Source organism: Photobacterium leiognathi, assembly GCF_030685535.1.
GTDB lineage: Bacteria > Pseudomonadota > Gammaproteobacteria > Enterobacterales > Vibrionaceae > Photobacterium > Photobacterium leiognathi.
The window spans coordinates 102,460-124,125 of sequence record NZ_CP131599.1; the positions used below are offsets into that span (position 1 = coordinate 102,460).

Annotated in this window: 17 protein-coding genes and 3 tRNA genes; 6 read left to right on the top strand and 14 right to left on the bottom strand. The window is 40.4% G+C overall.

Annotated elements, in window-relative coordinates; genetic code table 11:
* Positions 1-395 precede the first annotated feature (395 nt).
* Positions 396-1,763, bottom strand: a complete 1,368-nt coding sequence (locus Q7674_RS00490; RefSeq protein ID WP_305422212.1) for an NCS2 family permease — start codon at positions 1,761-1,763, stop codon at positions 396-398.
* A 491-nt stretch (positions 1,764-2,254) separates the two neighbouring features.
* On the opposite strand from Q7674_RS00490, the gene Q7674_RS00495 reads away from it, so the two are divergent.
* Both Q7674_RS00495 and Q7674_RS00500 read left to right on the top strand, forming a co-directional pair.
* Positions 2,255-3,550, top strand: coding sequence for an L-cysteine desulfidase family protein (locus Q7674_RS00495; protein ID WP_045064975.1), 1,296 nt, complete (start codon positions 2,255-2,257; stop codon positions 3,548-3,550).
* A 329-nt stretch (positions 3,551-3,879) separates the two neighbouring features.
* Positions 3,880-5,139, top strand: coding sequence for an SLC5/6 family protein (locus Q7674_RS00500; RefSeq protein WP_107185543.1), 1,260 nt, complete (start codon positions 3,880-3,882; stop codon positions 5,137-5,139).
* A gap of 93 nt (positions 5,140-5,232) precedes the next feature.
* Here Q7674_RS00500 and Q7674_RS00505 read toward each other — a convergent pair whose 3' ends face one another.
* From Q7674_RS00505 to Q7674_RS00525, 5 genes are all read right to left on the bottom strand, one after another.
* The gene (locus Q7674_RS00505; RefSeq protein ID WP_305422215.1) at positions 5,233-6,126 is read right to left on the bottom strand and encodes a DMT family transporter; all 894 of its coding nucleotides are present in this window, start codon (positions 6,124-6,126) and stop codon (positions 5,233-5,235) included.
* A gap of 283 nt (positions 6,127-6,409) precedes the next feature.
* Complete coding sequence (locus Q7674_RS00510) at positions 6,410-6,739, bottom strand: SMR family transporter (RefSeq protein ID WP_008988548.1); 330 nt, start codon at positions 6,737-6,739, stop codon at positions 6,410-6,412.
* A gap of 17 nt (positions 6,740-6,756) precedes the next feature.
* Positions 6,757-7,122 (bottom strand): SMR family transporter, encoded by a 366-nt coding sequence (locus tag Q7674_RS00515; protein ID WP_008988549.1) that lies wholly within the window; start codon positions 7,120-7,122, stop codon positions 6,757-6,759.
* 188 nt (positions 7,123-7,310) lie between these two features.
* Positions 7,311-8,225, bottom strand: a complete 915-nt coding sequence (locus Q7674_RS00520; RefSeq protein ID WP_305422217.1) for a LysR family transcriptional regulator — start codon at positions 8,223-8,225, stop codon at positions 7,311-7,313.
* 128 nt (positions 8,226-8,353) lie between these two features.
* Positions 8,354-8,815, bottom strand: coding sequence for a GNAT family N-acetyltransferase (locus Q7674_RS00525; RefSeq protein WP_080892233.1), 462 nt, complete (start codon positions 8,813-8,815; stop codon positions 8,354-8,356).
* A 298-nt stretch (positions 8,816-9,113) separates the two neighbouring features.
* Here Q7674_RS00525 and Q7674_RS00530 point away from each other — a divergent pair, with 298 nt between their 5' ends.
* From Q7674_RS00530 to Q7674_RS00540, 3 genes are read left to right on the top strand one after another with little or no spacing between them, the layout of a single operon-like run.
* Positions 9,114-9,983, top strand: coding sequence for a hypothetical protein (locus Q7674_RS00530; protein WP_045064982.1), 870 nt, complete (start codon positions 9,114-9,116; stop codon positions 9,981-9,983).
* Positions 9,984-9,997: 14 nt separating this feature from the next.
* The gene (locus Q7674_RS00535) at positions 9,998-11,125 is read left to right on the top strand and encodes a BamA/TamA family outer membrane protein (RefSeq protein ID WP_045064984.1); all 1,128 of its coding nucleotides are present in this window, start codon (positions 9,998-10,000) and stop codon (positions 11,123-11,125) included.
* Complete coding sequence (locus Q7674_RS00540) at positions 11,125-12,222, top strand: DUF4056 domain-containing protein (protein ID WP_045064986.1); 1,098 nt, start codon at positions 11,125-11,127, stop codon at positions 12,220-12,222. Before Q7674_RS00535 ends, Q7674_RS00540 begins: the two co-directional genes overlap by 1 nt.
* A gap of 99 nt (positions 12,223-12,321) precedes the next feature.
* Here Q7674_RS00540 and Q7674_RS00545 read toward each other — a convergent pair whose 3' ends face one another.
* From Q7674_RS00545 to Q7674_RS00565, 5 genes are all read right to left on the bottom strand, one after another.
* Positions 12,322-13,605, bottom strand: a complete 1,284-nt coding sequence (locus tag Q7674_RS00545) for an EAL domain-containing protein (RefSeq protein WP_237156761.1) — start codon at positions 13,603-13,605, stop codon at positions 12,322-12,324.
* 152 nt (positions 13,606-13,757) lie between these two features.
* Positions 13,758-15,065, bottom strand: a complete 1,308-nt coding sequence (locus Q7674_RS00550; RefSeq protein ID WP_045064989.1) for a GGDEF domain-containing protein — start codon at positions 15,063-15,065, stop codon at positions 13,758-13,760.
* Positions 15,062-16,321: a GGDEF domain-containing protein gene (locus tag Q7674_RS00555; RefSeq protein ID WP_107229633.1), complete on the bottom strand. Its 1,260-nt coding sequence runs from the start codon at positions 16,319-16,321 to the stop codon at positions 15,062-15,064. The genes Q7674_RS00550 and Q7674_RS00555 overlap by 4 nt, the downstream gene beginning before the upstream one ends.
* A gap of 449 nt (positions 16,322-16,770) precedes the next feature.
* Positions 16,771-17,469 (bottom strand): class I SAM-dependent methyltransferase, encoded by a 699-nt coding sequence (locus Q7674_RS00560; RefSeq protein WP_023934987.1) that lies wholly within the window; start codon positions 17,467-17,469, stop codon positions 16,771-16,773.
* Between the two features lie 115 nt (positions 17,470-17,584).
* Positions 17,585-18,142, bottom strand: coding sequence for a 3'-5' exonuclease (locus Q7674_RS00565; RefSeq protein ID WP_305422224.1), 558 nt, complete (start codon positions 18,140-18,142; stop codon positions 17,585-17,587).
* A 287-nt stretch (positions 18,143-18,429) separates the two neighbouring features.
* Here Q7674_RS00565 and Q7674_RS00570 point away from each other — a divergent pair, with 287 nt between their 5' ends.
* Positions 18,430-21,321: a GNAT family N-acetyltransferase gene (locus tag Q7674_RS00570; RefSeq protein WP_045064992.1), complete on the top strand. Its 2,892-nt coding sequence runs from the start codon at positions 18,430-18,432 to the stop codon at positions 21,319-21,321.
* Positions 21,322-21,378: 57 nt separating this feature from the next.
* Here Q7674_RS00570 and Q7674_RS00575 read toward each other — a convergent pair.
* The 3 genes from Q7674_RS00575 to Q7674_RS00585 all read right to left on the bottom strand — a co-directional run bounded on the left by Q7674_RS00575 (position 21,379) and on the right by Q7674_RS00585 (position 21,629).
* A tRNA-Asn gene (locus tag Q7674_RS00575) sits at positions 21,379-21,454 on the bottom strand.
* A 7-nt stretch (positions 21,455-21,461) separates the two neighbouring features.
* A tRNA-Tyr gene (locus Q7674_RS00580) sits at positions 21,462-21,546 on the bottom strand.
* A 7-nt stretch (positions 21,547-21,553) separates the two neighbouring features.
* Positions 21,554-21,629 (bottom strand) — tRNA-Thr (locus Q7674_RS00585).
* Positions 21,630-21,666: the final 37 nt, after the last annotated feature.

The following is a 21,666-nucleotide window of genomic DNA, read 5'->3' on the forward strand; positions in this document are numbered from 1 at the left end:
AAGCGACTTCAAGATGCCTGATTCAGAGCGAGGTCACTGAGTTGAATTCAAGGAAGACAACGAAGCGGAATAGCGAGCTCTTTCCAAGTTGTCTGACGCAAGAAGTCGGCTCAGTGACACGCTCCCAAAGGGCGAGCGTCCTTAGCTCTCAGACTTTGTTAACGATTCTTAATGTAGAACCACTATATCTACGAATCGTTGCCGCGCCTGAGAACTAAGGTCATCTCGCTGAACACTGCATCTTGAGGTTGCTTGGATATACAATAATATGAACCGATGATAGTACATTTTGGCAGATAAAAAACAATGTTTTTTCGGCTTTTATGTATAAAAAAACCCACAAAGCGTGGGTTTTTAGTTATTTATTCATTATAACTGAAATAGTTAGGCTACGATTAAATCGCCCAGCCATAGGCATAAAACGCCACCAGCGCAATCGCAATAACAACGGTGCCGATGTTTAGCTTTTTCACTTCACCAGAGATAAGACGACCAATAACCAGTGCTGCAAAACCTAGCATGATACAAGTAACGATATTACCTGTTAGTACAATAAATACGGCACATAGCAAACCAGACAGCGCGTCTACTGAATCTTCCATATCTAGCTTGCTTACGTTACTTAGCATTAATAAACCAACGTACATAAGTGCAGGTGCTGTTGCGTAAGCAGGTACTAGGTAACTAAGCGGTGCAAGGAACAACATAAACAGGAACAGTACGCCAACTGTTGTTGCAGTTAAGCCTGTTTTACCACCAGCTGCTGTACCTGCTGCTGATTCAATGTATACCGCCGCTGGTGAACCACCGACGAAACCTGCAAAAATACTACTTACTGAGTCCGCAGTTAGGGCTTTACCACCGCTAATAATGTGACCACGTTGGTTAAGAAGATTCGCTTGTCCTGCAACTGCACGAATGGTGCCTGTTGCATCAAAAATAGCTGTCATGACCAATGCTAGTACGGTTGGTAAAATCACCGGGTTTAATGCGCCCATGATATCCATAGAGCCCAGTAGTGATTCACCGTCGTGACCAAATGTTGGCAACGCGAAGAAGCCGTGGAACGTCACTTTTGGATCGAAGATTAAACCGATAATAGAAATGGCGATGATCACTAATAAAATGCCACCCGGTACACGACGCTTTTCTAAACCTAAAATTGCCGCTAGACCTAAGATAGACATGATCACTGGAAACGCAGTGAAATCACCAAACGCAACAGGTAAACCTTCCGCTGGGTTTTTGATCACAAGGCCAACACCGTTAGCTGCGATCAATAGTAAAAACAGACCAATACCAATGCCTGTACCGTGAGCAATGCCGTTTGGCATGTTCTTCATGATCCAAGTACGTACACCTGTTACGGTGATCACGGTAAACACTACACCCATTAGGAACACAGCGCCCAAGGCAACAGGAACGCTCACGCCCTGTCCTAACACTAGGCTAAACGCAGTAAAGGCAGTTAGTGAAATCGCACAGCCAATGGGCATTGGTAAACGTGCCCATAAGCCCATTAACAATGAACCAAACGCCGCTACTAAACAGGTCGCAATAAATACGCCCCCCTGATTAAAGCCAGCTGCACCTAACATGCTTGGCACCACAATCACGGAATACACCATAGCTAAGAAGGTGGTTAAACCGGCGATCACTTCCTGTTTTACATTGCTACCACGAGCAGAAATTTCAAAGTAACGATCCAGTTTACCTTGAGGCTCAGAATGAGATGGGCGTTGATGTGTGCTGTCAGCAGACATGGTAAATTCCTATTTAATCTATGTAACGACGCTTTTTTCAGCTGAAAACATCTGAGCTTACATACGCAAACGTTTTCTTTTTTGTGAAAAATAAAAGGCTGATGTTTCCATCAACCCTATTTTTGCGCGGCGATCATACCTATAAATCCCTATCTTGCGCTACTGATAAATCATATTTCTTATTTAAAAGAGTGTGTTTGTTACATTCTCGATATAAAAATATACAAATAGGCAATCACTTCTTAAAAAATCATCACTCCAAAATATGTGATATCACTAGCAAAGGCACTATTTGTACTCCAAATGGGAGAAAACCTTTCTCTTTCTTATTTAATTGAGCTTCAAATAGGTAATTTTTTTCTTCGTTATCGAGCGTATATTTGCATTGTTTCCCATACCCTTACTGATAAAAGGGATAAGTGAAAAACATCGGCATTCTATTTCTTCTTTTTGTCTTATTTTTCTCCAGTTGGAGCGTAAAGGTGGTTGTGATGAGAACGGATCTTTGGCCTGCATTTATTAACGTGATCAAACGTGATGTGGTTCCGGCATTAGGTTGTACTGAGCCTGTTTCTGTGGCGCTTGCGGCGGCTATCGCTATGGAGCAATTTCCATCACAAGATCGCACCATCACTCACATTGAAGTGAAAGTATCACCAAACCTAATGAAAAACGGCATGGGTGTAATGGTACCGGGCACAGGCATGGCAGGCTTAGCCATTGCGGCTGCGATTGGTGCACTTGCAGGTAACAGCCAAGCTCAACTCGAAGTATTAAAAGGCATTACCGACAACGATGTTGAACAAGCTAAAACGTTATTAAATGCCAACAAGGTAAGCGTTGGTGTGGCAGATGTAAGCAATATCCTTTATGCCCAAGTGAGTATCTACAGCCAAGATCACTGCGCTTCCGTCACGATTGCCGATAGCCATACCCAAGTGTTAGCTATTGAGCTTGATGGCATCACTACATTCCGAGCACAGCCGCAAACCCAGCAAGCTGACGACAACCATCACAATCCTTTTATTGATGCTTGCGCGCAAGATGTGTTTGATTTTGCGACCCAAGCACCACTTGAAGATATTGCGTTTATTGAACAAGCCTTTGAGCTTAACGATGCCCTATCGCATGAAGGTTTAAACAGTAAATACGGGTTAGAAATTGGCGCAACGTTCCAGCGCAATGTTGATCGTGGTTTGCTCTCGGGCGGTCTATTAACCGATGTTTTACGTCGTACTGCTGCCGCTTCTGATGCGCGTATGGGTGGTGCAATGAAGCCTGCAATGAGTAACTCTGGCTCTGGTAACCAAGGTATTGCTGCGACCATGCCTGTGGTTGTGGTTGCTGATTTTATTAACGCTGATCGCGAGCATTTAATTCGTGCCTTGATGCTGTCTCACCTAATGGCGATTTATATTAAGAGCCATCAAAACAAGTTATCGGCATTGTGCGGTGCAACCACGGCATCAATGGGTGCGGTATCAGGTATTACTTGGCTATTAGGCGGTAACTTTGAGCAGACCAGTGCTGCGATTTGTAGCATGATCGGTGATATTACGGGTATCATTTGTGATGGTGCGAAAGCAAGCTGCGCGATGAAAGTCTCTTCTGCAGCAGGCTCGGCGGTGAAATCGGCATTAATGGCATTAGATGGTATTCGAGTTACAGGCTGTGAAGGCATTGTGGCGGATGATGTTGATAGCACTATTCGTAACTTGTCAGCATTAGCAAATGGGGCGATGACCCATACTGATGTTCAAATCCTTGATATCATGGTTAATAAGTAATCATTCTTCACACCACCAGCGTTTGATAGCTCGCTGGTGGTGCTTTCCTACACTTAAATAGCTTTTCTTTTTTCTTCTGAAAAAGAGTAAGTTTTCCTCCCTGTTAGTTACTAAAAACAAAACAATCATTAAAAGCAGGATATTACCTGTTCTATATCTTTTTAAGAGATATGTTATTACTTTTAGTTATTTAGGAAATATAACACCAGATCCATAATCCGATCATTCGCTGTCAGCATAACAATGATTATAAGCTGGGATATATGACTAAATCTGAAGTAGACACCACCCTCTCTGATAAAGAACGTCCTCTCTATCAACAAGCCAACATGACTCCACAACAATGGAAAGCTGCCACTAAGTTCGACAGTGTTGATATTGGTTGGATTGTAATGAGCATCGGTATGGCAATTGGCGCAGGAATTGTTTTTCTCCCTGTGCAAGTTGGCGTAATGGGCCTATGGGTCTTTTTACTGTCTTCTGTGATTGGCTACCCTGCGATGTATTTGTTTCAGAAACTCTTTATCAATACTCTTGCTGAATCAAAGAAATGTACCGACTACCCTGGGGTGATCAGCGGTTACCTAGGTAAAAACTGGGGTATCGCCTTAGGCATTTTATATTTCATCATGCTGGTGATTTGGGTATTGGTGTACTCCCTTGCCATTACTAATGACAGTGCCTCTTATTTACATACCTTTGGGGTAACTGAGAGCCATTTAAACCACAATATTTTCTATGGTTTAGCGTTGATCTGTTTGCTGAGTTACATCGGCTCGAAAAGTGAAAAGTTCCTGTTTAAGATCTCTGGTTTTATGGCAGTTACCGTGATTGCTTTAGTCGCTGTGATGGGCGTACTGCTGATCCCACAATGGAATTTTAGCAACATTACCGCTGTTGGTAATTGGGGCAAGATGATCAAAGATGCGATCATCACCTTACCTTTTACCCTAACCTCGATTCTGTTTATTCAATCATTAAGCCCAATGGTCATTTCATACCGTTCACATGAAAAATCCATTGAGGTAGCACGTTATAAAGCCTCACGTGCGATGACCATTGCCTTTAGTATTTTATTTGTGGTGGTGTTCTTCTTTGCGGTGTCGTTTACCTTTGCTATCAGCCAAACGGAAGCACAGCATGCACTAAAAGAAAATATTTCTGCCCTTGCGATGATTGCGCATTACTTCCCGGGCAGCTGGGCAACCATCGTGGGTATCGTAATCAACATCTTTGCAGTCGTGACATCGTTCTTCGGGGTGTTCTTGGCGTTTAAAGAAGCGTGTAAAGGGCTGGCAATGAACATTCTTGAACGTAAGTATGCCCATGAAGAAATCAATACTGAGCTAGTAAATAAACTGACGACGGTATTTATTATTCTGATCGCATGGACGGCAGTGGCATTAAACCTACCGATCTTATCGTTCACTTCTATTTGTTCGCCAATCTTCGGTATTGTTGGCTGTTTGATCCCGGCATACTTGGTCTACAAGGTGCCAACATTGAACAAATATAAAGGCACAGCAACCTACTTGATCATCATCACAGGTATTTTGCTCTGCATCTCACCACTATTAGCTTTCCTTTAATAGCTAACAGCTAAAAATCAGACATAAAAAAACGCCGTTGTACGCAGCTTTAATAAGCTTGAGTACAACGGCGTTTTTATATCAACTTAGTGTTTAAGCAGGCGTCATTGCCACTTTTGCTTTCTTCGCTTTAATGCGTTTCTGAGCCAGCGCCACATAGGTTAATACCATGATGCCACCAATGTAATGGTAAGACTCTAGTTGCTCGTTAAGCATTACGCTTGCAATACCTGCCGCCATGATAGGCAATAGGTTCATGAACATCGCGGTACGATCGGCACCTAAACGTTCAATTGATAGCATCCATAACCAAGGCGCAATCACTGACGCAAGCAATGCAGCATAAGCAATCAAAGGTACAGCAGATGCTGTGATTGCCATACGATCGCTACTGAGTAGTAGTGGCGTTAGCATGATGACCGCAAATAGACACTGCACATACACAGATTTCCACGTCGAGAACGGCATTTTCCAACGCTTTAGTAGCACACAGTAAAGTGCATAAACTACCGCAGCGATCAGCATTAGGAAGTCACCTTGCTTGATGCCTTGCGACACTAAACTTTCTACATGACCGTGGCTTAACATCAGCACTAAACCACTCAGTGATAATACTGCGCCAACCAATGCGAACGGTGATAAGCGTTGACCTAAAATAGGCACACTTAAGAACATGCTGATCAAAGGCACTAATGAAATGATCAGGGCAATATTCGTTGCTGTGGTTGTCGCTGCTGCGAAGTAGCCTAACGATTGGTTTAGCACCATGCCTAATAAACCAAGGAATGCTAATTTCGCTAGATAAGGTTTAATCACCGCACGATCACGCCAAACAGATTTAGCGACAAAAGGAGTTAACATGACTAATGCGAAGAACCAGCGATAAAACGATATCGCACCGGGATCGATGACACTGAATGCCATCTTGTTGACAATGGCGTTCCCTGCCCATATTGCAACGGTAATTAAGGGTAATAGATAGAACATTGTCTGCCTTTCTCAGATTTTTCTGGTCCAGATACCTATATCTGGATCTTTAACGCGCTATTCTGTCACGTCTTTTCAGATACATATATCTCTAATCGGACATCATAAATCTTTTGTCGGACATATTAATCAGCACTAAAAGTAAGGTGATTTAAACCTTTAGAGCAGAACATATTGAATTCCCGCTATTAATTCTTTTTCCCGATATTCACCGTAGAAACGGTAGCAAAAAGCCCAATGGATTGAACATCTCATTGGGCTTTATATATTTTTAAATACACAATTACGCTGTTTTCATAACAATCACAGCCGCAATCACTACAGCAATACCCACCCAACCGATAGGCTTGAGTTTTTGCTTAAACAGCAGCGAGCCACCAATCGCGGTACCTAAAATACCAATCGCTCCCCACGAAGCATAAGCTACCGCTAAGTCGATCTCTTTGACCGCTTGCGCTAACAGGGTAAATGCCAACATGACTAATACGATCGCGGTAATACCCCAGCGTTTATGACTAAAACCGTTTGATCGGGTTAATGCCATGTTCGCTAAAATATCGACAAACGCAGCAAGGACAACAAAACCAAATGATAGTGTGAAAAATTGACTCATTTTATTGCCTCCTGTTGTTATGCCGACACGCTTTTGGGCGAGTGGCTTTGGTTATCGTTATGGCTTTCACCGAGTGTCACTAATACGATCCCGACGGTTGCCATGGCTAAACCAATCAGCTCTTGTGTATTTAACTGCGCATCAAACACAAACACCGAAACCATTGTAATAAGCGCAATACCTAGCCCTTCCCAAACCGCATAGGCCACACCAATGGCGATCTTTTTCGCTGCCAATGATAAGAAGAAATACGACACACAAATCAGTGCATACATCACCCAGTAACCCCAATTTCCCCCTTCACTGGAAATAAGGCTCATGGTACTGGTGCCCGCCACTTCTGCGGCAATGGCTAATAATAAGAATATCCGTGCTAACCACATGATTGACTCCGCTATGCTATTTTTTAGGCAGATAGCATCAAATTTCACGCATTCTCGTAGTGAAAATACATAAAGTTAATGTATCTACTAGCGAGATTACCGCAGAGAACAAAAACGCAATAGGTAATTGAGATATTCAAATTTGAATATCTCTTCGCGGGGAAATAACACAGAAATGATCAGAAAATTTAGCCTAATGCGGCCTGTATCACCTGATGTAAATGTTGGTAAAGCGGATAATTACGATGGGTTTGAAGATAACCACCTGAGACCACAAAATGACTGAAATTACGGTTCACCACAAGCATAGGATAGGCATGTAATTCCGACATTAAATCAGCAGTACTTTCGCTGGCAAACATGATCGCATTGGTTTCTAACAGCATTTGGCAAGCGACCCGTAAATTGAAGGTTTTGAGTAACACTTTTGGCTCATAACCCATACGCTGATATTCAGATTCAACGGTACACAAAGGTTTATAAGCAGCAGGTGCTGGCAGCGAGACCAATGGCAATGGTGCTATCGATGCCCAATCATTACTATCAAGCTGTAAACTGGGGTGATCTTTTTTCGCCAAGATCACTCGCTTTTCCTTAAATAACGGCTGCATGTAGATATCTTTCGCAATATCCGTTTCTTGATCCAGAATGCAGTAATCGACTTTCCCTTCCAGCATGTCATCTTGGCTGATGCTATCCCAATTAGAAAACACCAATGACGCCTTTGGAAACGCCGTATGGCAACAAGATAATAGATGTTGACCATGCTCATCCATCAAATAGGGATCAACCACAATAGAAATCGAGCCTTGGTAGGTTTCTGGCTTAAATTCAGAGAATTCCAGCAACACTTTTTCTATTGGCGCTAAGATATTGTCAAATTCATCAGCAAGACGGATCGCAAGAGGTGATGGCTCCACCCCGTGGGCTTTGCGCACAAACAACGGATCATTAAAGAACTGTTTAAGCCTCACCACACCACGACTGGCGCTTGGTTGTGAGATCCCTAACTGCATAGCTGCCAATTTAATACTGCGATGTTCCACCACCGCTTTTAATAACCGTATTAAATTCAGATCTAATTCTTCTAACTGATGCGACATTTGCTTTCTTACCTATATAACACCTTTACTGATGATAAAGCCTAAAACAAAACAAGATAGCCAGTTTAACGGCTATCTTGTTTAGATATGAGGGCAAATACGACGCAGAGATAAACTAAAAAGCGGTATTAATCTGGGCAAACGTTACGGGCGATCATAAACACTTCATCGGCGGAATAGAGCGATTTGATGGTCATTTCCACTTCTGCACCTAATAGCTTCTGATAGATCTGTTGAGCATAGTTATCTGCACGAGTATTTACTATGATGTGCTTTAATTTACTGCCTTGCTCCGCTAATAGCTGTTTCACTTGTGGTAGCGATTGAGTGATCAGTTGTGTCGCAATCCCTTGGTTGTGATGACTAGGTAAAACGGCAAGCTGTTCTAATTCTAAAATCACTTCAGGACGAAAACCGCTTTTTTGCCCCCATACAATGTAACCTACCACTTCATCATTAAGCTCTGCGACAAAATTTAAAAAACGCGGTGCGGCATTAAAATTACATTTGATCCACTCATAAGAGCGTTGCTGACGTACAAACGCCTGTTGATGCACCTTTGCTGCTTGCTGTAAATCAGCCTCTTCCATTAAACGAATAATCACATTAGTTCCTTCTGTTATATCCACCACTCACAGGTGATGAATTACCAATCTTTCTTGCAGCTATTCCAGCACTCATTGGCAACATGGGTAAAGTAAAATCTCAATCTAGATAACCCGTTAACTGATGAAAACCAAACAAACAATAAAATCAAAAATCACCTTATAAACAAAAAGGTATAGTTATGTTACATATGCTTACGTTATCGCTATACCATTACGTATACTTGATAAAAATAGCCCTTTAGAATGCGCGCCATTATCTCTTTCAATTGGCATAGCACACATGCGTTTTGCGCACTCTCTTCTGCTTAGTAGCTTAGCGTTAACCTCTTCTTTCTCTTACGCCCAATCTTTTACTCTCCCTATTTGGAAAGAAGAAGCCCAAGCTTTAGGTTACGAATTACCAAAACCGATAGGCTTTAACTTGAGTTACATGGCGCTAGAGCAAAGCATTGATGTAACTAGCATTGGCTTTAATGGTCTTAACCTGCCTTCTTTTGTGCGTAACATCGATATGCAAGCAGAGCAAGGCAAACAAACCAGCGAAGTGCTCACCCTACGAGCTGATATGTGGCTATTTCCGTTTCTTAACCTCTATGTGTTAGGTGGCAAGATGACGGGCACATCGGAAACTGCTGTGAACTATGATGTTGCTATTAAGCCTTTATTCCCAAACCGTCCTGACCATCACATCAAAGGTCGCATTGATAACTTCAAGCTTGATCTTGATGGCTACTTATATGGTGGTGGTGTAGTACTGGCTGGTGGCTATAAACAAATCTTTGGCTTAGTTGATATCAGCTACACCGAAACAGAGCTGACCGTCATCGACGGCAGTATTTCTGCATGGGTGATCAGCCCCCGTCTCGGTTACGACTTTTATCAACAAGGGTTACCATTACGTGTTTGGGGCGGTGCGATGTTTCAAAACGTTGAGCAATCGCTATCAGGAAAGTTATCTGATTTAAACCTACCACCATTTATTGAAAACATCGCAAAGAACGGAACATTCCATATCGAGCAACAACTGTCGACGCCATGGAATCCAATTCTAGGGATGCAATATCAGATCAACCCAAATCTGTACTTGCTGGCTGAAGCGGGCTTTGGCGATCGCACCAGTTTATTTACTTCCATTGATTTTCGTTTTTAAGTCAGAGATCAGCAATGAAACCTTGGCAACTTTCCCCATTATTGATTGTTAGTAGCTTTTCTTACCTAGCCCATGCTGAAACAACACAATCAGGCTGGATAGATCAACTACTGGAAAAACTCGGCGCTAGTGAAACGATTGATACTTCAGAAGGTATTGATTGGGGAGTATTGCCGGGGCCTTTTGCTAATCCCGAGCAAGGGGTTGGATTTGGCATGGCTGCGGTAGGGCTTTACTCACCAGCAGACTGGACGCCTAAAACACCTTATTCCACCTTGGCGATCAAGTCCTATATTTCATCAACAGGCTCTTATGGTTTAGGGGTTGAAAATCGCAGTTACTTAAATGAAGACAAACTGCGTTTGATTGGGGATGCATGGATCAGCCATTCACCGCAACACTATTGGGGAATAGGTAAAAAAGCGGCACAAAACGATGATAATAAACGTGAGTATAACGGCCAAATCATTAAGCTTACGCCGAAAGTCTCATATGAATTTTTGCCAGACCGCTATATTAGTCTAGGCTGGGACTATCAACATTATTCACAGCAAACCTTAGCGTCAACAAATAGTATTAGTGAGTACAAACTTTCAAACCAACAAAGCAGTGGTATAAGCGTAGCTCTGGAATATGACAGCCGAGATTTTGAGCCTAATCCATACAGTGGGCAGTTGTGGTTTGCCGAATGGATCGATTACAAAACCGCATTGGGCTCTGATCAAAATTACACTCGTCTTACTCTGAATTATCGCCAATATGTTCAACTCAATGGCAATAACATTTTAGCTTGGGATGTCTACGGGCAACGAGTAGATGGTGATATCCCTTGGTATGGCTACGCAGAAATGGGCAACGATGAACGTATGCGTGGTTACTATACAGGGCAATACCGTGATCGTTATTTGCTATCCGGACAAATAGAGTGGCGTCATCGTTTTAACCAGCGCCATGGCATGGTGACTTGGTTTGGCGGAGGTAACATCGCAAATAAAAGTGAGCAGTTACTTTCAAGCAAGTTCTTGCCTACATTTGGCGTTGGCTATCGCTTTGCCTTTAAACCTCGAATCAATGTTCGTATTGATTATGCGCTTGGCAAAGACAGCTCAGGTTTTTATTTTCACATAAATGAAGCCTTTTAATGAAAACAACTACCCCCTTTATTGCAGGACTTAGCCTATGTGCACTATTAATGAGTCCACACAGTAACGCCTTGGATGCCCCCGTTGGGGTTCGTCCTTGTTGTGCTTTTGGTCAAGATCTAGAAACCGAACTATTAGGCATACCTATTCCCTTTTTCTCGGTTGAGAATATTGTCGATAGCCAAGAATTAGGCAAGCACATCTATAACGACGGTTCAGAATATATGTTCGCCAGCCTAATGGGGCTGAGTGATGAAACCAACGGGTTGCTCTACACCACAAAAGGCGGATTTATTGATACCGCCCATGTCCGTGATACTGCCGATTTTACTTACTACTTATATCAGAAAATCTATAAACACTTAGGTACTGATTATCGGATCAGTCTGCCAGCAGAATTACGTGCACGTCATATTAGCCTGAAAAAAAGTAAGCAAACACTTACTTTACAGGAAAGACATGATATCAGTTTAGATCTTGCTGCATTACTCGCTTTTCGTTTAGCGCAGTGGCATGAAATCGTGCAATGGTTTGGCTATCAATCAATCGTTGGATTTCCTGAGTTAGTTTCTGCTTTTTCACCAGAGGATCTCTATTCCAACATGCTTGGTGCGATTACCGCCAAGCAGGTGTTAGAACAGCAACCCGAACTTTCACCATCAGATTTTTCTCAAGCGCTAACACATGCTTTTGAACAGCAATTACAGCAACTAGGCAGTGTTTCTCTCCAAGAGACACAACGCCAGGTTCAACAACTCAATGGGATTTGGTGGGATCATGAGACGCGACTACCACAAAAATGGGCTGTGCTAAAACGCGATTATCAACTTGGTTTAACCCGCTATCCAAATGGTGTAAAAAACGGCACACCACTCTCTCTATCTACCCAGTTAAGTAACGGTGATAGCAATGCAGTTTGGGCTGAATTGTACTTACATAATGTCGGTAATGAAGAAGCCTTTAGCAAACTACCACCAAGGCTAAGAAATGCCATGGTTTGGCAGCCAGCACAATTTCAGCAACTTGCCGATTTTGCTCAGCAGCAAGATAAGCAAGAACGTGGGGAATGTACGCAGGTTAAAAATAGCGTGTACTAACTAACACTTCATATAAAAAAACTCTCCTAGCGTAATCTCTTTCTAGTTGAAAGCATGCAAGGAGAGTTCTGTTATTTGATAAAAGGTTACAAAAGCCAATTATTGAGGACGATATATATCCATGAAGCTTTTTACTGACATGGGTTTATAAAAATAAAATCCTTGGTATTGTTTAATACCCCATTGCTCAAGCATTTGCTTCTGTTTGAGCGTCTCGACCCCTTCTGAAATCACCGTAAGCTGCAACTTTTGAGCTAGCAAGACTAAGCACTCCACTACGTGGATCGATTTAGGGTTATGCTCAATTTGATCGATAAAACAGCGATCTATTTTTAAGTAATCAAATTGGTAGTCAGTCAAATAATGGGGCGCAGAATAACCAGTACCATAATCATCTAACGCAAAGTACACATCGTGTTGATGATACTGTGCCATGCGCTCAACGACATCAGAATGTGAAAATGGTGCTGACTCGGTAAATTCCAAAATTAGCTTACAGTGCGGTGCGAGTTGCAAGCTAGCCTTATAAATATTGGGATCAAACAAACAGCTTTCTGTCAGGTTAAAACTTAACTTTAACCCTTGGCTTAATAGCATCAATGGACTTTGATAAACCTGCTTCATTAACGATAGTGTTAATAGCGGCGTTAATTTTGTCTTCTCGATATATGGAATAAATAAGTAAGGAGCAACAATTTCTCCCTTCTTAGTGATCCATCGCGCCAAGACTTCGGACCCAATAATGTTACCTTGCTCGTCAACAATTGGCTGTAAATAGGGCTGAACGATGTTATTTCGAATACAGCGTGCGACCCAACACTTTTTAATATAGGCCGATAAAAGAAAAGTACACGTTATGCCGACAATGAAAAATAACAAAAGATAAACATAACGTGATGCAACAAACTCTTTAACCGCTAAAGTCGGATTAATCTCAACGAAGAATTCTGCGTCATCTAAAGTAAACTGATGTTCTTTACGGTTACTTAGCAGGCTATTTCTTAATAATTTATTATTGTCACCAATTTCAACCACGTCAAAAAGCGTAATATAACCATAACCAATATTATCAACCACGTTGAAACGAAACGGCTTAAAGTACACCTTTAAATAGGTTTCTGGGCTGACTTGCACAGTATAAGACAACGTAGGTTTATGGGTCAGTAAGCTTTTCATCTTAATGCTAAACCCTTCCTTCGCCGCTTTTTTTATTGAATACATGCGATTGCCAAAAGTGCTGTATACGTAATTATCCTTGTAGATAACTGATACACTACTTACGTCTTTGTTATCTGAAACATAACGTTTTAGCGCTCGTTGCTCAGTCAACGTTGGAAGCGTCATCTTTGAAAAATTAACAATTAACTCTTCTCGACTACTCACGACCGAATCAAACATCCTACGTTGTATTTGGTGCTCAGTTCTGACTTTTTTAGCAATAAAATGCTTATATAAAAGGGTCGATGATGTAGCGAAAAAAACCAGAAACAATGCAGAACATGCGGCTAAAGCACAAGGTTTCATATATTTAATATTCATAGAAATACAACCTGATTTCTGCCATTATTTTTTGCGTGATATAACGCCATATCCGCTCTCTCTAATACTTGTGAAAAACAATTCTGCTCTGCAATGGCAACACCAATTGAGGCTGTAATTTTCATATCAAGGGCACTTTGTTGCTCTATTGCCGAACGCAATTGCTCTGCTTTGTTTTTGACGACTTGAGCATCCTTAATATTTAAGATGAGCATAAACTCCTCTCCTCCCCATCGAATGCACTTATCCGCTTTTCTTATATTGTCTTTTAAAATTTCAGCAACAGTGGTGATCACTTGATCACCGTAATCATGACCATAGTTATCATTAATGCTTTTGAACCTATCAATATCCACCATTAAGATTGCTTGATGGTTCAGCATTTTCTTTCTAAGTTTAGGTTCAATAATGTCTCTTCGTATACATTGCGTCATATTGTCTTTTTGATAAAGATTAATAACAAAATTTAAGCTGTTAGAAATATAACCAATCACTAATGTCAGTATCAGCGAAAAAAGTAAACTGTACTTCCAGAGCAAATCATTATTGATATACACAGATAAATGATCATTTTTGGTATAAGGCAATGCAATTTTATTCAACAACTCACTGTTTACAGGCTTTTCAGTAGTAAAAACCGTAAATTGTTTATCGTTAAAATTCTCAGTCCACGCTTGATACAAGCTAGATTTAACATCTAACAGTAATAGAGCTTGTAACTTCCTATCAATATAAATTGGATAGTAAATACTTCTTACATATTGGTGATTAAAACTTTCTTTATAAGCTTCAGTTTGTCTAAATAGGCCATACTCTAATGATTCTTCATAAGTCGATGGTAATTTTTCTGTATTCAAAATGTGATTAAAAAAGTCAAAGTCACTATTTAGAAAAATCTGAATATGTGTCACCCTTAATGGTGAAAAATAAATAGTATTTGTTTTAGACTTATTGTTATCAATAATACCTAAACTCCATAATTCATCACCAATTAAATCCTTTAAGTTTTTTGATAGTGAATCAACACCTTTAGATAAAGCTTTAACATCACCTTTTTTAGGCGTATAAACACCTACATTATTAATATAATGCAAACCACAATCTAAAGTGACCGTTTCAGCATTGGCATAAAAAGATGAAACCAGTTCAAGGTTATCAAAAATATGATAGAGGTTAACTCTAATATATTCTTCTAACTCCTTATGCTTAATTTTATTATAGCTATAGTACAAACTATAAGTTAGCGTAAACACTAAGGCATTCATCAATAAAAAAATAGCCAACCGTTTTAAAATCATAATCATAAATAATGACTCTTATTGCGACCTAACTGTTTAGCTTGATATAACGCCATATCGGCACGGTAAATTGTTTGATGTATATGCTCTTGCTGCTTTTGCTCGCTCACACCTAAAGAGATAGTTACTTTTCTATCCTTTAACAAAGGCATTTCTTCTACAGCAACACGAAGAGTCTCAGCATAGCTCAACAAAGCTTGCTTATTGGTTTTAGGTAATAAAACTAAAAACTCTTCACCACCCCAACGAAAATACAAATGGTGCTTTTTCGCTTGCTGTTGGAGCATTTTACCCATAGCAATAATGACCTTATCTCCCACCGCGTGACCAAAATTATCATTAATGAATTTGAAATGGTCGATATCAAATAGAATGACTGAACGTGAATTCAATGTTTTATATTTCATATCAAACACATTACGCCTTAGACAGTGAGTCATCGAATCATACATAATCCTTTGATAAAAGAATAAATAAACACGATGAAATATTTGATAAATACATTCAATAACAATATATAGCTTCAGCACACAAATAATTATACAAAAGAAACTTAACCCTATATAAATATTCTCATCTTTCGTATAAGGTATCTTTATTTTTTGTGTTAATAACCCATTATTATTTCCCACCTCATAATGTGTCATCATTTCGTTATTATAGTTATCTACATATCTATCAATGTTACTAATATCAATATCAACGATAAAAATAGCTTCAATAAAACGCTTAATATAAATTGGCAATATAATAGATTGATTCTTTACATTTCCTTTATCATGATTTTTTATTGTAATATCGTCATCTCTAAATGCATTAAAACTTGAGCGAATATTTTCTTTTTTTATAATATCCTCAAGTTGGTTATGATTAATCACATAATTTTCACTATCAAATGGCAATACATATTGAGCATTAGGCATAATTAGAGATAATGACTTTACATAATCTTTAGGAAGAACATCTATTATCTTATGGTATGTATCACTTAAATCATTTGATATCTTAGAATAAGTACCATCTTTTAAGATAATAACACCACTATTACTTGTACCAGAAATAGGATAAGTACCTATTTTATAACTTTCATATTCTGCATTTAAATATCTATGATGAAAATGTCGAGTAATCGATATTATTTTTTCATAATTATTAGTTATTTTATAATCTAACGTATTAATGTTTATATAATTATAAATGATAACTAAAATTAATAATGTTATATTTAATAAAAAAGCTCTGATAATAAACGTTTTTTTCATTATATTTATATCTAAGTACGATTACATTTAATCAAATTTTTTTCTCACAACAAGAAAACTATCGAATTATAGTCAATATTTTGTGTGATCTTAATCACAATTAATCCCTTGGTAACAAAAATAAAAACACTGTTTTATCAAGGTATTACTAGAGTTATAGCTCTACAATGGCGCTAATAGAAACATATTGTTACAAATAACACCCCCAAGAAATGGTTAATGTTTGGTTATTTTTATTTCGTAAAATGGCGTTATAGCTTTGCTTTTGTTGATTTTTTGTTGGTTAGACTAACAACATCAACTATAGCAGAAGGGAAATATAAGAAAAATTTTTATTAACTTGTAAATTAAGAGATAAATAATGTTTTAAATAACCATTTTGTAATAAGCAGTGCTTTACTTATCGATATAATAAATAAGTAAAGCAGTCATATAGATAACAAAAATAACTAGCACTTTGTTGCTTGGATAAACAAAAAATTAGGCTTAGTGGTAAGGTATTGATAAGTCTTTTCACAAATCGCTTTAGCTTCTTCCAATACATCACCTTCACTTAATGCTGTAATGACAAAGCCATGAGCCGTTAACGCCTGAGTGATTTCCGCCAGTGAACGACGATAAAACACCACTTCGACAGGCTCTCCTACCGTGTCCCATGTTTCACGAATAAACTCACGCTCGAAGTAGTTACCAGAGTGTGAACATTCAAAATCAGCGAACGGATGATGGGTTGAAAAAACAAACTCTCCATCTTGCTTGAGTACCCGATGGACTTCTTGGCAAAGTGCAGCTAAATCTTCAAGATAATGGATCATCAATGCACTGACGACCAAGTCTGCACTTTGATCGGCAACGAAAGGCAGACCTTCAGCTACATTGTGCGTGTAAGCATTCACCCTATTACCCAGCTTGTTTTTCACTAATTCGATCATCTCTGCAGAATAATCAATACAGGTTACTTGCCCTGCTTGCTGCTGAACAAAGTAGTTGGCGTAAACCCCAGATCCACAACCAAGATCGATAATATCTTTGCCTTTCACCTCACCAATTAGTGTCTTCATCGTGGGAAAGTCATACATGGCATTGTAGATGTTTGCTTGGATCACCTGATCGTACTTAACGGCATGTTTTGAATAAAGTTCTGACATTGGGTAATACTCTTTAATAAATAAAAGAACAAGGCTGCCACTTGGGTATATAAACAACAAAGCCGACTTTATCAGTCGGCTTTACAAAAACACATTCAATGATGGTAACAAACAATTACTGAGCCTGATCGGACTCTTTGTCACAAAACATCGTCGCTGCAAGGCGAGCCAAGTTATACGCATCCACATAACCTGAATGCTGACGCCCTTCCCACTCAACACCTGCAATTTCCATCGCAGCACGTTGACCTAAACGCTTATTGGTTACATGGCGCTGCAGTTTAAATAAGGTTGCTAAGTTCAAATACTCTCGAAACGGCACTTTTAAATCTTTCGCTAAGCACTCTTTTTTCAAAATACGATCATCATGTCCCCATGCGGCATAAATTTTATGGCGACCACCAAATTTCTGCTCGATCGATTTTAAGATCACGGAAAGCGGTTTACCGTTCTTTTCCACAATCTCAGGCTTAATGCCGGTTAGCTCAGTACAAAACGGGGAGATTTCATCTTTGGCAGGTCTCACATAATGCTGTGCCCTGCGAACGATTTTTCCTGTGTTGAGATCCAGCTCGGCAACTCCAATCTCGATGATTTCACAGGTTCTGGATGTGCGGCCATCATTCCAACAACACATTTCGAGGTCGAAACACACAATACGGTCAAAATTCATTACTAATCCAAGTATCACAGGCAAAATAGCCGATAATCATACCACTATGCACCAATCTGTTCATCCGTTTAGCAGCAAGACTGTCTCATTCTTTTTATTTAACAATAAACTAAATATGAACCAGACTTACATTTGATCCCATACGGTATTGCAAGCACACGAAATATTTCAACAGGCTTAATCATCCATCCCAAAACAACACATACTGCTATTAAGTCACTTGGATCTTGCTTGTTTTCACTATAAAGCTGAAGCATTTTTTTGGCATGCATAGGAAGCATTACACTATGACCCAACAGCAAGCCTCATTATCCCCACTCAAGCGCGCTAATCCGTCTGATAGCGACGCTCTTATCCACTGTATTTATGACAGCAGCCATGAACTGATGCAGTTTATGTTTGGCGATAAAGCCACAGCATTAGCGGTATTGCGAAAACTCTATTCACATTCTAGTGGTTTGTTTAGTTATCGCTTTGGTTGGACGTATTCACAACACAGCGAAATCAAAGGCGCGGTGCTTGGCTATTCTCGCCACCAGCTTAAACAACAAGAATTTATGGGCGCCATCCAGCTATTGATAGCAGTGCCACTAACATTGAAAGCTCATCTGCTCACAACCGTACGTAACGCGCTAGAAGGCTATGTACCTTTACCCTCAGAAGGAGCGTTTTATATCAATAATATTGCGGTGTGTGAGTCCGCCCGGGGGCAAGGGATCGGTACGGCGATCCTTGATACTCTTTGCCTGCAATTAAAACAACAAGGTTACCGTTATATCGAGTTAGATGTAACAGAGTGCAATCAAGGTGCTATTCGCTTCTATAACGATTACGGCTTTACGCAAGTGTCACAATCAGGCTCTGAAGCGCTCAATCAACAGCATGGCTTACCTATCTTGCTGAGAATGCGTTATGTCTTAGGCGATAAAGCTCACGCAGGCCAGCAGCCTAGCTATACCAATGTCATCAAAGAAGTTTCACGGCTTTACCCGATTGCGGTGGATGAGGTTTATAGTCCAGGGACAATAGAGCAGCTACAAATAATGTTAAACACCACCACTAAACCCATATCCATTGGTGGTGGACGTTATAGTATGGGGGGACAAATCGCCCATGAAGGTTCTTTGCATATAGATATGCGAGGTTTAAATCGCATTCTTGATCTTAATGTCGAAGCCAAAACAATCCGTGTTCAAGCTGGGGCTCGTTGGCGAGATATACAAGCGGCAATTAAAGATGATGGGCTGGCGGTCAAGATCATGCAGACCTATGCTAATTTCACGGTGGGCGGTTCACTCAGCGTCAATTGTCATGGTCGCTATGTTGGTTTAGGACCCTTGGTTTTATCGGTTAATGAAGTCCTACTGTTATTAGAAGATGGCACCGCCGTTGTTGCCTCTCCCACTCAGCACAGTGAGCTATTCTATGGCGCCATTGGTGGTTACGGTGCGATTGGGATCATTGTTGAAGTCGAGTTATCGCTCACCACTGATAGTCATATAGAGCGGTTACATACTAAAATGCCGCTTTCTCAATATCCTGCTTTCTTTAATCGTAATATTAAAACCAACTCGGATGCTGTTTTTCATAACGCTGATATGCTGCCGCCTCATTTTGATAAGGTGCAAGCGATCACATGGGAAAGCACTGATAAAGCTGTTAATGCTGCACCAAGAAAAGCCCATAAGCTGTATTTAGCAGAGAAATATATGCTATGGACCATCACAGAAGCGCCCTTTGGTTACTGGCTGCGAGAATACATTTATGAGCCTTTGCTGTATTGGCGTAACAAGATCACGACTCGCAATGATGAAGCCAATTATGATGTGGCAGAGTTAGAGCCAATCTCGCGAGAGAAAACCACCTACGTCTTGCAAGAGTATTTTATTCCAGTCGGTAATATTGAAAAGTTTACCCCTGCCATGACGGAGATCTTAAAGCGCTATGCGGTAAACACAGTCAATATTTCAATTCGTCATGCCAAACAAGATCCGGGAACCCTGCTTGCATGGGCAAGAGAAGAGATGTTTGCCTTTGTGCTTTACTACAAACAAGGGGCAAGCCCTGCCGATCAAACCCGTGTTGCGATTTGGACCCGAGAACTTATTGAAGCCGCTATTCATGCTGGTGGTTGTTATTATCTGCCTTATCAACCCCATGCTCGGTTTGATCAGTTTCATCGCGCTTACCCTAATGCCACAGCACTGTTTGCGCTAAAAGACAAATGGGATCCCAACTATCGCTTTCGTCATTGCTTATGGGAGAAATACTATCGCCAGAGTGACGATCAGAGATTATTTAGCCCTGACGAGATTAATCAGTCTGAATTTCGTCAAGTCTATAACACGATTTCAGGTCGAGATAATTTCTATCTGTTTTTGCAAAATATCTATCACTTATATCCAGAGCATCAATTCCACCAGCTGATCCTCGATACATGTCAGCAATTTAATAACGATGAAGCTATCTATGAAGAACTTCAATATGCGCTAGTTGATATTAAACCAGCACTGGGCGATATACGTTATGCGCTGCCAGCTTTAGCTAAACAAAAACGGGAAATGATCAAACAAACCCAAGCGATATTACCAACCAAGCGTCATCTTGAGGGGTATTTAGAAATCGGTACAACAGGTCGTTATGTTAATGGATTAAAGAAAGCACTGAAGCTCTCAGGCAAGGTCTTAATCTCTAATGATGTAACGCCCGATCATTCATTAGCAGAGATCGCTGAGCGTGGCAGTATTAAGCCTGTTGGGGAGTTTTTCTCTCTCGATGATTATGAGCCTATCCCTGACAATATCATTGCAGATAATAGTTTAGATCTGATCACCTGTTACATTGGACTTCATCACTGCCCGCCAGATAAACTCGATGTTTATATTGCTTCGATTTGCCGGGTACTCAAACCCGATGGTTATTTTATCTTACGGGATCACGATGCGGGTACAACACAGCAACGCACGTTTTGTTCGTTAGTGCATACCATGTTTAATGCCGGGATCAATGTCAGTTGGCAAGACAACCAAACAGAACTGAGAAACTTTCAAGGCATTGATTATTGGATAGCTGCATTAGAAAAACACGGGCTTTGTGATAGCAAACAGTACTTATTGCAAGACCACGATCCGTCGTTAAATACATTGATGTGTTTTCGCAAAACATTTAAAGGGAAGTAGATAGAGTAAAAAGTCCAAACGTAAAAAAGCCCGCAATTGCTTGCGGGCTTTTCTATTTGGCTCCTCCTGCTGGACTTGAACCAGCGACATACGGATTAACAGTCCGCCGTTCTACCGACTGAACTAAGGAGGAATTGTAATGGTGGTGGGGGAAGGATTCGAACCTTCGAAGGCAGTGCAAGCAGATTTACAATCTGCTCCCTTTGACCACTCGGGAACCCCACCGAAATAATGGTGCCGACTACCGGAGTCGAACTGGTGACCTACTGATTACAAGTCAGTTGCTCTACCTACTGAGCTAAGTCGGCACAAAATTTCGTATATTTAACGTTGCCGTTAAATCTC

Coding starts and splice junctions, on each gene's coding strand:
- Q7674_RS00525 (WP_080892233.1), bottom strand. CDS start 8,815: ATGGAAGAGGCTGATTTACAGCAAGCAGCAAAGGTGCATCAACAGGCG.
- Q7674_RS00490 (WP_305422212.1), bottom strand. CDS start 1,763: ATGTCTGCTGACAGCACACATCAACGCCCATCTCATTCTGAGCCTCAA.
- Q7674_RS00560 (WP_023934987.1), bottom strand. CDS start 17,469: ATGTCAGAACTTTATTCAAAACATGCCGTTAAGTACGATCAGGTGATC.
- Q7674_RS00495 (WP_045064975.1), top strand. CDS start 2,255: ATGAGAACGGATCTTTGGCCTGCATTTATTAACGTGATCAAACGTGAT.
- Q7674_RS00515 (WP_008988549.1), bottom strand. CDS start 7,122: ATGTGGTTAGCACGGATATTCTTATTATTAGCCATTGCCGCAGAAGTG.
- Q7674_RS00510 (WP_008988548.1), bottom strand. CDS start 6,739: ATGAGTCAATTTTTCACACTATCATTTGGTTTTGTTGTCCTTGCTGCG.
- Q7674_RS00565 (WP_305422224.1), bottom strand. CDS start 18,142: ATGAATTTTGACCGTATTGTGTGTTTCGACCTCGAAATGTGTTGTTGG.
- Q7674_RS00555 (WP_107229633.1), bottom strand. CDS start 16,321: ATGAAAAAAACGTTTATTATCAGAGCTTTTTTATTAAATATAACATTA.
- Q7674_RS00505 (WP_305422215.1), bottom strand. CDS start 6,126: ATGTTCTATCTATTACCCTTAATTACCGTTGCAATATGGGCAGGGAAC.
- Q7674_RS00550 (WP_045064989.1), bottom strand. CDS start 15,065: ATGATTATGATTTTAAAACGGTTGGCTATTTTTTTATTGATGAATGCC.
- Q7674_RS00500 (WP_107185543.1), top strand. CDS start 3,880: ATGACTCCACAACAATGGAAAGCTGCCACTAAGTTCGACAGTGTTGAT.
- Q7674_RS00570 (WP_045064992.1), top strand. CDS start 18,430: ATGACCCAACAGCAAGCCTCATTATCCCCACTCAAGCGCGCTAATCCG.
- Q7674_RS00535 (WP_045064984.1), top strand. CDS start 9,998: ATGAAACCTTGGCAACTTTCCCCATTATTGATTGTTAGTAGCTTTTCT.
- Q7674_RS00530 (WP_045064982.1), top strand. CDS start 9,114: ATGCGTTTTGCGCACTCTCTTCTGCTTAGTAGCTTAGCGTTAACCTCT.
- Q7674_RS00540 (WP_045064986.1), top strand. CDS start 11,125: ATGAAAACAACTACCCCCTTTATTGCAGGACTTAGCCTATGTGCACTA.
- Q7674_RS00520 (WP_305422217.1), bottom strand. CDS start 8,225: ATGTCGCATCAGTTAGAAGAATTAGATCTGAATTTAATACGGTTATTA.